Source organism: Luteibacter sp. TLI7-4A (assembly GCF_056754745.1).
In genome coordinates, this window is sequence record NZ_JBPGWO010000001.1 from 467,519 (window position 1) to 482,008 (window position 14,490).

Sequence of the window (14,490 nt, forward strand, 5' to 3'; positions counted from 1 at the left end):
GCGGTGGCTGCCTCCCTGCGGTGCCGCCGGTTCTTTTTTGCCGGAAGGAGTCCATGCATGCGACGACGATTGGTGTTCCTCGTGGTGGCCCTGCTGGCCGGCGTTGCCCACGCCGACGGGGCGACCGCGCCCACGGCGGGCAGCGTGTCGCCACAGGCCCAGGACCTGGCCTGGCAGAAGGCCTCGGCGAAGTTCGCTCCCGAACGCCGGGCCATCCTGGATCGGGTCGCGAAGGGCTCCGGCCAGGGGCCGTTCCGTCCCGACTGGGCGTCCTTGCAGGCCTATCGCTCGCCCGCGTGGTACGACGACGCCAAGTTCGGCATCTTCATCCACTGGGGCGTCTATTCGGTGCCGGCGTTCGGCAGTGAATGGTATTCGCGCAACATGTACAAGCAGGGCACGAAGGAGTTCGCCCATCACGTGGCCACCTACGGGCCACAGTCGCGCTTCGGCTACAAGGACTTCGTGCCGATGTTCAAGGCGGAGCGTTTCGACCCCGAGGCATGGGCCGCGCTGTTCCGTGAGGCGGGCGCGCGTTACGTCGTGCCGGTAGCCGAGCATCACGATGGCTTCGCCATGTACGACTCGAAGCTGTCCGACTGGACGGCGGTGAAGAAGGGACCGAAACGCGACGTCATCGGCTTGCTGGCGAAGGCCGTGCGGGGGCAGGGCATGCGTTTCGGTGTCTCCTCCCATCGTGCCGAGCACGACTGGTTCTTCGACGGCGGCCGCCACTTCGATTCCGACGTGAACGACCCGGCGAATGCGGAATTGTACGGTCCGGCCGTGGACCACCTCAGCAAGCACGACGAAAACCTCGCGGACGACTGGACCTATGTCTCTCAGGCCTGGCTCGACGACTGGCTCGCGCGCACGGCCGAACTGATCGACGACTACCACCCGGACCTGATCTATTTCGACTGGTGGATCGGCCACCCGACGTTCCGCAATACGCTGCCCACGATGCTTTCGTACTACTACAACGACGGTGCGAAACGCGACGGCGTCGTGGTGAACTACAAGCTCGGCGACTTTCCGGAAGGCGCGGGCACGCTGGATATCGAGCGCGGCCAGCTCACCGGCATCCACGCCACGCACTGGCAGACCGATACCTCGATAAGCAACGATTCCTGGGGCTACATCGAGCACGATACCTACAAGTCGCCGGCCTTCATCATCCACCTGCTCGCCGACGTGGTCAGCAAGAACGGCAACCTGATGCTCAACATCGGCCCGCGCGCGGATGGAACCATCCCGCAGGGCGCGCAGGACACCTTGCGCAGCGTCGGCCGCTGGCTGAAGGTCAACGGCGAGGCGATCTACGGCAGCAAGCCGTGGCGTGTGTTCGGCGAGGGTCCGACCGAGGTGGTGGGCGGCACCTTCCAGGACACCAAGACCAAGCCCTATACGGCCGAGGATTTCCGCTTCACCACGGGTAACGGCAAGCTCTATGCGATCGAACTGGGCTGGCCCGCCAAGGGCAAGGCCACGGTGCGTTCGATCCAGCCCGGCGACACCGTGACGCGCGTGGAGTTGCTCGCCGACGGCAGCGACGTCCCGTTCACCCAGGATGCCGGTGGCCTGCACCTTCGTCTTCCTTCCCATCCCGTCGGCAGCGATGCGTACGTGTATCGCATCACGCTGGCGAACCCATCCAAGGCCACTCCATGAAACGACCGCTCATCGCGCTGCTCGCCTGCCTTCTGTGGATGCCGCTCGCCGCATTCGCCAAGTCGCCGGTGGCGCTCTTCTACATGATGGAATCGCAGAAATCGATCGCTTCGTTCGAGGCCCACGTCGACAAGATCGACGTGCTGGTGCCGACCTGGTACGGCGTCGACGAGAACGGCCTGGTCTCGGGCGCGCCCGACGCCTACGTGTTGAAGATCGCCAAGGCGCACAGGTTGCCCGTGATGCCGATCATCTCCGCCGGCGGCGACCGCGCGAAGTTCCATGCGCTGCTGACCAATGAAACCGCGAAAAAGGCGATGATCGCGAGCATGATCGAGCAGGCGAAGCTGCACGGCTTCAGCGGCTTCCAGTTCGACTTCGAGAACATCGCCTGGACGGATCGCGATGCGCTCACCTTGTTGACGAAACAGACCTACGAGGCGCTGCACAAGCACGGCCTCCAGTTGAGCATGGCGGTCGTACCGAACGCGCCGGGTTACGCCGGCCGCGGCGCCTTTGGCAAGTGGATGTGGGAGTACTGGCGCGGCGCGTACGACCTGAAGGAGCTGGCCAAGGTGCTCGACCTTGTCTGCCTGATGACCTACGACCAGCACACGCGCTGGACCACGCCCGGGCCGGTCGCAGGCATGCCATGGGTGATGGAGCACCTCGAGTACGCCATGAAGGTGGTGCCGAAGGAGAAGCTGTCGCTGGGCATCGGCCTCTACGGTTACCACTGGTTCGCCGGGAATCCGGTGGGCGCGGACGGCAAGGAGAATTCGAACATCTCGGCGGAATATATCGATGCCGACGCGTCGTTCCCGCTGGCCAAGCAGTTCGGCGCGACGATGCAGTGGGACCCGGTGGAACACGAGTCGTGGTTCTATTTCTATCGCGACCAGATGCGCGAGTGGGTGTTCCTTCCGGATGCGCGCGCCTTCCGCGACCGGTACGACGTGGCGAAGCAGTATGGGTTGCAGGGATTCTGCGCCTGGGTGCTCGGTGCGGAGGACCCGAAGATCTGGGATGAGTTGCCTGACGCGGTGCGGTGAGGGTGGGGCGCGCCGGTAACGGCGCGCCATCGCCGGCATAGCCGGCTCCCACACAAAGCCGCGACAGCGAGATGTGGCAGCCGGCTCCCATACGAAGCCGCGACAGCGAGATGTGGCAGCCGGCTCCCATACGAAGCTGGGACAGCGAAATATGGCAACTGTCTCCCGCACATGGCTGGGACAGTGAAATATGGCAACTGTCTCCCACACAAGGCTGGGCTGGTGAAATGTGGGAGCCGCTTCAGCGGCGATAACGGGCCCCTCGTCATTCGACCAGGGACGCCCCTCAGCGCCCCACCTTGAACAGCTTGAACTCACGGATCCGCGCCGTCCCCACGGCTGACAGGATGTTCAAGCGCACCCGCCGCGCGGTCACCGGCTCGAAGGCATCGATCTTCATGTGGCCAATGGCTTGCGCCTGCGCGACCGTCTTCCATCCCTTGCCGTCCCACGCCTGCACGGCATAGCCGTGGACGTTCTGCCCACCGTCCAGCCACTCCATGCTCATGGCGTGGTCGAAAGTCACATCGCGGCCGAGGTCGACCTCGAGCGTGGCATTCGCCGAGCCGGCCGGGGCCGACCAGAACGTGGCCGGGTCGTTGTCCAGCGCCGCGGCGACGTTGTCGTCGACCGCGCCATGTTCCACCGCCAGATTGGCCTCGTCGCCATAACGCGCCTTCAGCGCCTTGCCGAACTCCGCCAGTCGCCGCACATCGGCGTCCGGTAGCAGGCCGTGCGTGTCGGGCGCGACGCCCAACATGAACTGGCCACCCTTGCCGACGCTGTTCTCCCAGTTGTCCATGAGTTCGTCGACCGTCTTCAACGACGTGGCGAAATCCGGCTTCGAACTGAAGAACCAATGGTTCTTGTGCAGCGGCGTGTCCACTTCCAGCGGCCGCCAGCGAAGTTGCCCGTGCCGGTCGATGACGTTCCAGTTCTCACCCTGCACCACGCCTTGTTCGTTACCCACCCAGCGGATGTCGCCGTAGTCGAACAAGGCCATGTCCGCAAAGACCATGGTGTTCGGCTGGTAGGTGCGCAGGGTCTCCACGTACTTCGCGAAGTCGTAGACGTGGCCCGCGCTACCGGCACCGTCGAGCCACCATTCGGTCAGCGGGCCGTAATGCTGGACCAGCTCCTCCATCTGCGAGAGGTAGTACTTGTCGTAGGCCGCCGAATCCTTGTAGCGCGGATCGTGCCGGTCCCACGGCGAAAGGTAGACGCCGAAGCCGAGGCCGTTCTTCTTCGCCGCATCCGAGGCCATGCGCACGAGGTCACCCTTGCCACCCTTCCAGGGGCTGGCCTTCACCGAGTAGTCGGTCTGTTCGGTGGGCCACAGCGCGAAGCCGTCATGGTGCTTGGCGACCAGCACCATGTAGCGCACCCCCGCGGCTTTCACCGCGCGCGCCCACTGGTCCGGATCGACCTTGTCGGGATGGAACACGGAGGCCGGCGCGGTGCCATCGCCCCATTCGCGATCGAGAAACGTGTTCGTGCCGAAATGGACGATCACGCCGAATTCGAGGTCTTGCCACGCGACCTGCTGGGCCGACGGTTTCACGTCGGTGAACGATTCAGCGCGCGGGGCGCCGGGCAGGGATGCCATCAGGGCGACAGCGAGGCAGGCGGCCAGGCGGCGGAGGGAGGGGTGCTTCGTCATCGAACGGATCTCCTTGATGGCGGCGCGAGCGGGAAAGGATTCAGGGCGTCGTTTTCGGCGGGTCGGACCACAGGCGCCGGTCCACGCCACGCATGACGGGCTGGTGGCGGGTACCGAAATCGAACACCACCACCTGGTTCACGCCGTGGTGGAACCATGGCGCGGGAGCGTACAAGTCGTGTTGCGGCCCGATGGACCAGATCCGGCCGAGGTTGACACCGTTGAGCCAGGCGAAGCCCTTGCCGAAGGCGCGAACGTCGAGAAAGGTATCCGCCGGCGTGTCGACCGTGGCCGTTCCACGATGGAAGGCGGGGCCATCGACCTCGCCGGTGGTCCAGGCGCGCAAGGTGTCAGGCGAAGACATCGGCAGCGGGAACACCTGCCAGCCATGCAGGATCGTTTCGCCGAGCATCACGGGATCGACGAGGCCGGCGCGGCCGTCTTCCAGGTGGGGTCCGTAGTTCACGCGCCCGGAGTTCTCGACCAGGATGTCGAGCGTGTGCTCGCCCGCCGCCATGTCGATGTCGACAGCCACCTGCTTCAGCCGACGCTCCACCGTGCCGCGCGGCTGGCGGTCGAGATAGACGGCTGCATAGTCGCGGACGTCGCCGAGGTAGAGCGAGCCGTGGAAGGGGCCGTGTACCGTGGTCCGGTAGAGCGTGTAGCCATAGGCCTGACCGTAGGCTTCCATGGGTTTGGGAAGGTCGGAGGCTTGCGGGGCGGGCAGGTTGTCCCACAGCGATGCGGATTCACCCAGGGAGAATGCGGGAAGCGCGCGCACGGGAGGCGACGGGGGCAGGGAAGGCGGTGTCACTCCCGTGGCCTTGGCGATGATGTCGCGGAACCGCGTGAACTTCGGCGTCGGCCGCCCGGCTTCGTCGAGCGCGGCGTCGTAGTCGTAGCTGGTGGTCTGCGGTGCGTAGTGATCCGCGGGGCCACCCTGGAAGTTCGCGCCGTTCATGAAGCCGAAACTGGTGCCGCCGTGCACGAGGTACACGTTCACCGAATAACCCTGTTCGAGCATCCAGGCCAGTTCGTCGCCCTGCTGCTTCGCGTCCGTCGCGGCGTGCTTCCCGCCCCACTGGTCGAACCAGCCGGCCCAGTACTCGCCCGCCATGCGTGGCGATCCGGGACGGAACCGCTCGAGCATTTCGAAACTCTTTTTCGCCTCGCCTGGCGAGAAATCGATCACCGCGGTGACATCGGGCAAGGTGCCGTGGGCGAGCAGGTCCGGACCGTCGTAAGTGAGCAGAAGATCATCGGCGAGCCCCGCGCGCTTGAGCATCGCGCGGATGTCGACGAGATAGACCTTGTCGTCGTCGTACGAGCCGTACTCGTTCTCCAGTTCGGTGGCGATGATGGGTCCACCGTGGCTCGCCATCAGCGGTGCCAGCTCCTTGCCGAGACGTTGCAGGTATCGATCGGAAGCAGCCAGGAAACGCGGATCGCGCGAACGCACGCGCAGGCTGGGATCGGCGAACAACCACGCGGGATAGCCGCCCGCGTCCCACTCGCCGCAGATGTACGGACCGGGTCGCAGGATCACGTTCAAGCCTTCGGCCTGGGCCGCCTTCACGAAGGCGGCGACATCGTTGCCGCCACTGAAATCGAAACGGCCCGGCGAAGGCTCCAGCAGGTTCCAGAACACGTACGTGGTGACCGTGTTGAGGCCCATCGCACGCGCCTTGCGCAGCCGGTCGGCCCAGTACTCGCGCGGTACCCTCTGGAAATGCATGTCGCCCGAGATGATCTGGTACGGCTTGCCCTCGCGCATGAAGTGCGCGCCGGAGACGCTGACCGGCGGATTGGCGGAGGCGGAGGGAACCGTGCCGCCGAACATCGCCAAGGCGATGGCAAGCCGCGCGAGGGTCGGATACTTTATGCGATGCCTTGTCATCGCGGCAGCGCCTGTCGTCCGCGTATCGTGAAACCGGCACGCTCACCGGCGGCGTCGCCCGGCTGGCCTCCGCCGAGAAAGACGCCGTAGTCGCCCGGCAGGACCGCTCGCTGACCGGTAGAGTCCACCGAACTCATGCGGCGCGGATCGAGCTCGAAGGTCACGCGGCGGTTTTCGCCCGGCGCGAGATGCACGCGCTGGAAGCCGACAAGGGACCGTTTCGGCGCGAGCGCATCGTCCGGCGGATAGCTGAGATATGCCTGCACCACTTCGTCGCCCGCGCGCTGCCCGCTATTGCGCACCTCGACGCTCACCGTGACGGATTGTCCCGCGTCGATACCGGCAGTAGACGCGCTGGCCTTGGCGTAGGAGAAACGCGTGTAGCTGAGCCCACGGCCGAAGGGATACAGAGGCGTTCCCTCGAAGTAGCGGTAGGTGCGGCCCTTCATCTGGTAATTGGTGAACGGAGGCAGGTCGCGCACCGACCGGTAGAACGTCACGGGCAAGCGGCCGGCCGGGTTGTAGTCGCCTGCCAGTACCTGTGCGATGGCAGTACCGCCGCTTTCCCCGGGGTACCAGGCGGCGACGATGGCCGACGCATGTTCCTTCGCCCAGTCGAGCGCGACCGCGCTTCCCGACATGAGCACGACGACCAACGGTTTGCCACTCGCGGCCGCGCGCTCCAGCAAGGCCTGCTGGGGAGCGGGAAGACCGATGTCCGTGCGGTCGCCGCCGTCGAAGCCGGGGACATCGACGTGCAACTCCTCGCCTTCCACATCGGGAGACAGTCCGACGAAGGCCAGCGTGACATCGGCCGCTGCGACGGCATGTCCGGCCTCGGCGAGTTGCGCGGCGGCGGGCGCCAGCCATTGCAGGCGCACGCCCTGGTCTTCGCCGCCATGGACAAACTCAAGGCGCACGTCGTGCGGGCGGGTGTCGTCGAAATGCAGGGTCGCCTGCGCGTGCTTGTCGTCGCCCTTATCGTCGATCACCGGCTTGCCGTCGACGAAGAGCCGCACGGCATCGTGACCGGCACAATCGAAGCAACGCTCGACGTGCACGGCCAACGTGTAGTCGCCGGGGCCCGGCGGCACGATCGCACCGGTCCAGCGTACGGCGTAACGGCCCTTGGGGAGGTTCGCGGGGGAGACGTGGTCCCAATCGAAATTGACGCTGCGATCCACGCGGATGGTGCGGGGTGCGCCGTCGAAGGCCACGTTGTCGAAATATTCGCCGGTGAGGCCAACGGCGGCATCGGCGGCGGTGCTCGTCCGCAGCGCCGTCTCCGGCACGGGCACCGGCACCCCGGCCGCGACGGGCGATCCCTGCGCATAGCTCACGCGGTCGGCGCCGAATCGTGCACGGAGGCCTTGCAGGGGCGTGACCGGCGCACGCGGCGTGCCGTGGTAGTTGGCTTCCAGTGTCTCCACCGTATCGGCGTTCGGCCCGATCACGGCGATGCGCGGCGTGCCTCGCAAGGGCAGGGTATCGCCGTCGTTCTTCAGCAGGACCATCGATTCCAGCGCCGCGCGCAGGGCAAGCGCCGCGTTCGCCTTTACGTCGATGGTGGAGGGCTTCGCCGTGGAGGCTCCGAGTTCACCAAGGCGATATCGCGCCGCGAACAACCGGACGAGCGAGGCGTCGAGGACGGACTCGCCGACGTCCCCGCGTTTGACGGCCTCGGCCAGCCCGGCATAGGCATATCCGCAATCGAGGTCGGTGCCCGCACTGATCGCGGCGGCCGACGAAGCGGCATTGTCCGCCTTGTAGTAATGGAACTTCGTCATGTCGTCGACGGCGTCGCAGTCGGACACGACATAGCCCTTGAATCCCCAGCCCTTGCGCAGGATGTCGCCCAGCAGTCCGCTGTCGGCGCACACCGGCGTACCGTGCAGCGCGTTGTACGCGCACATGACCGAGCCCGCCTGGCCTTCGGTCACCGCCGCGCGGAACGCGGGCAGGAAGGTGGCTTCGAGATCGTAGGGGGAAACATCGACATCGAAGCCGTGGCGTCCCGCTTCGGGACCGCTGTGCACGGCGAAGTGCTTGGGCGTGGCGATGGCGCGTGGGTGCGCCGGGTCCGGTCCCTGGATTCCCTGCACGAATGCCACGGCGAGCCTGCCCGTGAGGTAGGGATCCTCGCCGTAGGTCTCCTGGCCACGTCCCCACCGAGGATCACGGAAGATGTTGACGTTCGGCGACCAGATGGTCAGGCCCTCGTAGCGGCCGTGATCGTGTCCCGCGCCGATGGCATCGAACCGTGCGCGGGCTTCGCGCGAGACAACCTCGCCCACCTGCCGCATCAGCTCCGGATGCCAACCCGCCGCGAGACCGATGGCCTGGGGAAACACCGTGGCGTAGCCGGCGCGCGCCGCCCCATGAAGGCCTTCGTTCCACCATTCGTAGGCGGGAATGCCGAGCCGCGGCAGCGCAGGCGCCGCGCTCTGCAACTGGGCGACCTTTTCGTCCAGGCTCATGCGGGCGACGAGGCCGCTCGCCTTTTGTTCCGGCGTGGCCGATTCCGCCGCGCGCACGGCACCGGCGAGCGTGACGGCGGCGGCACAGGCAAACAGGCGGCGGGCAAGGCGTGCGTACATCATCGTGGATGGCTTCCTGTCAGCTTCACCGAGCCCAGACCATACAGCGGCCCGTCCGTCGGTGCGGTCACGCGCAGGCAGAGGTCGTGTTCCCCGTGCAGCGCAGGCAGCTTGCCGTGTAGCACGATCGGCTCGCCCAAGGCGTTGCCTTCCGGCAGCGGAAAGCTGGCCAACATCGGGCCGGTGCAGCTGTCCTGATGGACCTCCAGCTCGCCGTTGGCCGTTTTCGCGGGATAAGACACGACCTTCGACAGCTCGTGCGCGAGTCCATAATTGCGCGCCAGGCGCGCCGCCTCGATGCGGATCCCCGTTATCCCGTCCAGCGGTGCCTCCGGGTAGACCCAGCAGGCATGGAACAGGTCGATGTCGTACACGGGTGTATCCATCGCGGCCAGGTCCGGCAGCAGGGGCATGCGCAAGCCGAGGCTGCCGTCGGGACACTTCATGAGCTCGCCATTGCGCCGCGTCAGCAAATCGTCGCGATCGACCGTTCGCATGCGTACGCCGGCGATGGCCGTTCCATCGGGCGCGAAGGTGACGGCACGCACCGTCGTGGGAAGGTTCACCGTGAACGGCGCGGTATAGGTGCTGGCGTCCTTCCCCGGCGCGCTTCCGTCCGTCGTATAGCGCAGCGTGCCGAAGGCGGCCTGGTTATCGATGCGCACGGTCGCCTTCCCATCGTGGAGGATCTGGGCGACGTCGCCGTCCACATGGATGGCCGGCGCGAACGCGGTGTCGGACGCGGCGATGTCGAGCGCCGCGTAACGCCGCATCTGCGCGGGCAGGCGTTGCAGGAAGCCTTGCCAATGGCGCGTTTCGCGCGGCGACCAGGCGATCTCGGCCATCGCATCCATGCGCGGGAAGAGGGCATGCTGTATGTGCCGCGCCGACGGAATGAATTCGCTCCACAGCGTGGCCTCGGCACCCAGCACATGACGTGCCTGCTCCGGCGTGAGCGAGGCGTCCACCGGTTCGAAGCCATAGACGCGCTCCAGCGCCAGTACCGAGAGGCGGCCATTGGGTTCGTCCGCACGATCGCTTTGCAGGTTGTCGAAGTACATCCAGCCCGCCGGTGCGAGCACCACGTCGTGGTCCTTCCTGGCCGCGTCGATGGCGCCCTGCACGCCACGCCATGACATGACGGAGGCCGTGCGCGGGAGCCCGCCTTCGAGGATCTCGTCCCAGCCGATCAGGCGGCGCCCATGTTTCGCCAGGTAGTCGCCCAGGCGGTCGGTGAACCAGCTCTGCAAGGCGTTTTCGTCGGTGATGCCCAGCGACTTCATCCTGGCCTGGACGGTCGGTGAGTTCTTCCACTGGTCCTTCACGGCCTCGTCGCCGCCAAGGTGGATGTACGTGGACGGGAACAGCGCCATCACCTCGTCGAGCACGTTCTCGATGAAGGTGAAGCTCTTCTCATCGACGTTGTAGAGATAGGGATTCACTCCCCAGTCCACGGACACGGCGGGATGGTCGCCGTTGACGCCGACGATGTCCGGATACGAGGCCACGGCCGCCTGCGCGTGGCCGGGCATGTCCAGTTCGGGTACGACGGTGATGTGGCGGGCGGCGGCGTAGGCCACCACGTCGCGGATCTGTTCCTGCGTATAGAAGCCACCGTAACGCATCGGCTCGCCATGGGTTCCCGCGCCCGGGGGAGTCCGCCATCCACCGACGCTCGTCAGCAGGGGATAGCGCTTGATCTCGACGCGCCAGCCCTGGTCGTCGCTGAGGTGCCAGTGGAAGACGTTGAGCTTGTGTTCCGCCATCGCGTCGAGCACCTGCTTCACCGTCGCGACGTCGTGGAAGTGGCGGGCGACGTCGAGCATGAGGCCACGCCATTCGAAGCGCGGCCAGTCGCGGATCGATACGCCAGGAACGTGGGTCGATCCGTGCTTGCCATCGGCGGTCGCAAGTTGCCAGAACGTCACCGCTCCGTAGAACAGGCCCGCCGCGTCGCGCGAGACGATGCGGGCACCGTCGCCGTCGATATCCAGCGAGTATCCCTCGCGTTGCTCCACGGATGCCTTGGGATCGCTGCGCAACACGATGGCGTGGGCGGTGGGATGTGCGGTGGCCGTCACCGCCAGGGTGAGGCCACGGCTGCGGCGCAGTTCCTCCGCGAGATAGCGGGCCGCCGCCTCGGCCTTCGTGTCGCCCGGCGCGAAGGCGATGGCCGTCTGCGCGTCGATATCGAACGCCCCGCTGGCCTTGCGCACTTCCGCCGGTATCGGGATCAAGGGCGGAGCAGTGGCGTGGGCGGCGCCGCCACCGAGGCATGCCAGCCCGATGGCGAAGAGGCAGCTCCAATGGCGCACGGTGCGGATCGTCGTAGCCTGGATCATCGGATCGCATCCTTACTGGAACGGGTAGCGCGGCACCGGTCGGCGCTTGTTCAGTGACTGGAGCCCACGCGGGCCGCGGCGTGCAGCGTGGCGGCGCCCACGACGCCCAGTTGCCCATGCTCGACGAGGCGTATCGGGACCCGTTCGAGGAAGGGACGCATCACGCCCTTGTTGAAGTAGCGTTCGCGGAAACGGCTGGCCAGGAGGAAATCGCGCATCTGCGGGAGGAATCCGCCGGCGAGGAAAGCGCCGCCGCGTGCGCCGTACAGCATCACCAGGTCGCCGACGAATCCGCCGAGCACGCCGCAGAACACATCCAGCGCGGCGTGCGCGGTCGGATCGGCGTGGGCAATGCCTGCCGCACTCACCGCATCGGGCGTGGCGAGCGTGGCTTCCCGTCCCGACAGTTCCGCAATGGCGCGATAGGTGTCGAGCAGGCCGGGGCCGGACAGGATCGATTCGTAGGAGACGTACGGGCGCGTGCGCGCGAGGATCCGCAGGATCTCGATTTCCCGGTCGTTACCCGGGGCGAGCGCGATCTGGCCCGCTTCGGTCGGCAGGACCTGCGCGTAGGGCACGCCGGGCAGGAGCACGGCGGAGCCGAGTCCGGTACCGGGGCCCATGACGAGTACCGGGCCGCCAGCGCCGTCCGCGAGGCCAGGAAGGATCGTGGTGGTGTCGGCATGGTCGATGAACTGGCTGGCGTAGGCCACGGCCTCGAAGTCGTTGACCACATCGAGTGCCTCGATGCCCGGTACCGACCGGATTTCCGGAAGCGAAACCTGCCAGGGCAGGTTGCTGTTCGCGACATGGTCGCCCAGCACGTAGCCGGCGATGGCGATGGCGCAGCGCTCGATACCGAGCGGAGCCAAAGCGGCATGGGTGGTCAGGAAGTCATCGAGAATGGCCGCGAGGCTGGGCCATTCGGCGCCGACATAACGATGGTGGCTCAGCACCTGCACGGGCGACCGCGCATCTCCCCGGCCCAGGACCAGCGCGACACGCGCATGGGTCCCCCCGACATCCGCCGCCAGCACCGGCCGCCGCGACACCGCGGCATGCGCGAACACCGACTGGTTAACCACCTTCCCCATGGACGACTACCCCGTGCGTGAAAGCGATCGCGCAGGGGACGAGAGGCCCCGTCGTAGCGCGAAAAGACCCATGGAGTCTTTCCCGCGCATGACAACGTTGTCAATGAATTTAATGTTTACTGGTGAAAACATGTAAATATCACAATCATAAAAACAGATTTCATAACCTGGCGATGGGAACCGTCATCCCGTGGAAGCCGACCCCGTCGACGATCCCACGTCAGCGGGCCAGGTCACGACCACCCTGGTGGGAGCCGACCCTGTCGGCGATCCCGCGACAGCGGGCCAGATTACGGCAAGCACCCATCGCCGACAGGGTCGGCTCCCACCATAGCCTCCCATCACATCCTTACAGGGGCCCTAAAGTTCCCCCGCTTCCTGCCGATCACCTGTTCCCGAAGAGCCGGGGCACGGCCACTCGAGAGAGTTCCCGTGTCCCTCATACCAGGACGGTAGGAGCAGTAGGTCATGAGGTTGAAAGGGGAAGGTCGCCGGCGCACGGCGACATACGGGCTGATTTCCCTGCTTGCGATCGGTGCCAGCGGTACGGTGCCGGCGCAGCAGTCCACGCTGGACAAGCAAGAGCAGCTGCGTCGCGCACAGCAACTCGAACAGAAGGAGGCGGAGCGTAAGGACGCGCCGTTCCAGGCAGGCCCGCCGACGAATGTCGAGCGGCTCGATGCGCCCTTGCCGAAGGAAACGCCATGCTTTCCCCTGCAGAGCCTGCGCCTGGAAGGCGAGCGCGTGGCGGATTTCGCCTGGGCGCAACGTTACCTCGATCGCTTCGTGGGCCAATGCGTGGGGCGCGACGGGCTGGAAGCGCTGCAACGCCGGCTCTCCAATCTGATGATCGCGCGTGGCTTCGTGACCACCCGCGTCGGCGTGCCCGCCCAGGACCTCTCGCAGGGCCACCTGCGCATGTTGCTCGTGCCCGGCACCTTGCGGCACATCCGTTTCGCGCCCGGCTCACCGGAACTCGACTGGCACACTGCGTTCCCGATCCGCGAAGGCGACCTGCTCAACCTGCATGCGATCGAGCAAGGCCTCGAACAACTCAAGCGGGTTCCTTCGCAGGACGTGACCATGGATATCGCGCCGGCCGAGAAGGTGGGCGAGTCCGACGTGGTGCTCACGGTGCACACCACGCGCCGCTGGCACGTCGTGGTCGATGCGGGCGATTCGGGGCTCAAGGGCACGGGCAAGAACCAGGGCAACCTCAATGTGTCCCTCGACAATCCGCTGGGCCTGAACGACCTTTTCTCGATCGGCGCAGGCCATGCGTTGTTCACCCATGCGGACGGCGGCAGCACCTTCAGCGAGAACGCGACGTACAGCGTTCCCTGGGGGTGGTGGACCTTCAGCGGCTCAATCTCCACCTATCGCTACAGGCAATGGATCGAAGGGTTCAATAGCCGCTTTCGATCCACCGGCACGTCGACGTCGAGCGACATCACGGTGCAGCGGTTGCTCACCCGTGGCACGTCGAGCAAGACCTCGCTGGAGATGCGGCTGGCCGCGCGCAACGCGCACAGCTACATCCAGGGTGTCGAAGTGGGCATCCAGCGCCAGCGCGTCGCCAGCGCCGAACTCGCCCTCGTGCATCGTCATTACATCGGACAGGCACAACTGGACGCGCGCCTCGGTTACCAGCGTGGCACGCCTTGGTTCGGCAGCCAGTGGATCGGCTACGACCCACAGGTGGGCTTCCCCACCAACCGCTACGGCCTGACCACGCTCGACCTTTCGTTGAGCCAGCCGCTGAATCTCGCCGGACGGCAGGTCATCTGGGATAGCAGCCTGCGATTGCAGCGTTCCACCGACCATCTACCCGCCGCCGAACTGATCACCATCGGCGGTCGCTATTCGGTGCGGGGCTTCGATGGCGAACAGACGCTGGCCGGCGAGCGCGGCGCGTACCTGCGCAACACCTTCACGCTGCCGCTCGGGGCGCTCGCACCGTACCTCGGGATGGACATCGGCCGTATCGCGGGACCGTCCACGCAAGAGGGGCATCGCCAGCTGACGGGCGCGGTCCTCGGTTTGCGCGGCAGCTATCGCGGTTTGAGCTGGGATCTTTTCGTCGGGCGGCGCATCCACGCGCCGCGTGGGTTCGACACGGAACAACCGGCGACGGGCTTCCAGCTGATCTACCAGTACTGAATTCGGGCAGGGTGCCG

The 14,490-nt window shown here is 66.3% G+C and carries 8 protein-coding genes; 3 read left to right on the top strand and 5 right to left on the bottom strand.

The annotated features are described in order from the left end of the window. Positions 1-57: 57 nt before the first annotated feature. Both ACR9Y6_RS02125 and ACR9Y6_RS02130 read left to right on the top strand, forming a co-directional pair. On the top strand, positions 58-1,671 hold the full coding sequence (locus ACR9Y6_RS02125; RefSeq protein ID WP_481279779.1) for an alpha-L-fucosidase: 1,614 nt from the start codon (positions 58-60) through the stop codon (positions 1,669-1,671). After that, positions 1,668-2,723, top strand: a complete 1,056-nt coding sequence (locus ACR9Y6_RS02130; protein WP_481279780.1) for a glycosyl hydrolase family 18 protein — start codon at positions 1,668-1,670, stop codon at positions 2,721-2,723. Before ACR9Y6_RS02125 ends, ACR9Y6_RS02130 begins: the two co-directional genes overlap by 4 nt. A 286-nt stretch (positions 2,724-3,009) precedes the next feature. On the opposite strand, the gene ACR9Y6_RS02135 is transcribed toward ACR9Y6_RS02130, so the two are convergent. The 5 genes from ACR9Y6_RS02135 to ACR9Y6_RS02155 are packed head-to-tail and all read right to left on the bottom strand — an operon-like array spanning position 3,010 to position 12,313. Beyond that, positions 3,010-4,383, bottom strand: a complete 1,374-nt coding sequence (locus ACR9Y6_RS02135; RefSeq protein WP_481279781.1) for an alpha-L-fucosidase — start codon at positions 4,381-4,383, stop codon at positions 3,010-3,012. A gap of 40 nt (positions 4,384-4,423) precedes the next feature. Continuing rightward, entirely contained in the window at positions 4,424-6,280 is a 1,857-nt protein-coding gene (locus ACR9Y6_RS02140; protein ID WP_481279782.1) for a glycoside hydrolase family 35 protein, read from the bottom strand. Further along, positions 6,277-8,880 carry a glycoside hydrolase family 3 protein gene (locus ACR9Y6_RS02145; RefSeq protein WP_481279783.1) on the bottom strand — a complete coding sequence of 868 codons (2,604 nt, stop codon included), beginning with the start codon at positions 8,878-8,880 and terminating at the stop codon, positions 6,277-6,279. Before ACR9Y6_RS02145 ends, ACR9Y6_RS02140 begins: the two co-directional genes overlap by 4 nt. Continuing rightward, positions 8,877-11,219 carry a beta-N-acetylhexosaminidase gene (locus ACR9Y6_RS02150; RefSeq protein ID WP_481279784.1) on the bottom strand — a complete coding sequence of 781 codons (2,343 nt, stop codon included), beginning with the start codon at positions 11,217-11,219 and terminating at the stop codon, positions 8,877-8,879. Before ACR9Y6_RS02150 ends, ACR9Y6_RS02145 begins: the two co-directional genes overlap by 4 nt. 50 nt (positions 11,220-11,269) lie before the next feature. Beyond that, entirely contained in the window at positions 11,270-12,313 is a 1,044-nt protein-coding gene (locus ACR9Y6_RS02155) for a glucokinase (protein WP_481279785.1), read from the bottom strand. A 468-nt stretch (positions 12,314-12,781) separates the two neighbouring features. On the opposite strand from ACR9Y6_RS02155, the gene ACR9Y6_RS02160 reads away from it, so the two are divergent. After that, entirely contained in the window at positions 12,782-14,473 is a 1,692-nt protein-coding gene (locus tag ACR9Y6_RS02160) for a ShlB/FhaC/HecB family hemolysin secretion/activation protein (protein ID WP_481279786.1), read from the top strand. Positions 14,474-14,490: the final 17 nt, after the last annotated feature.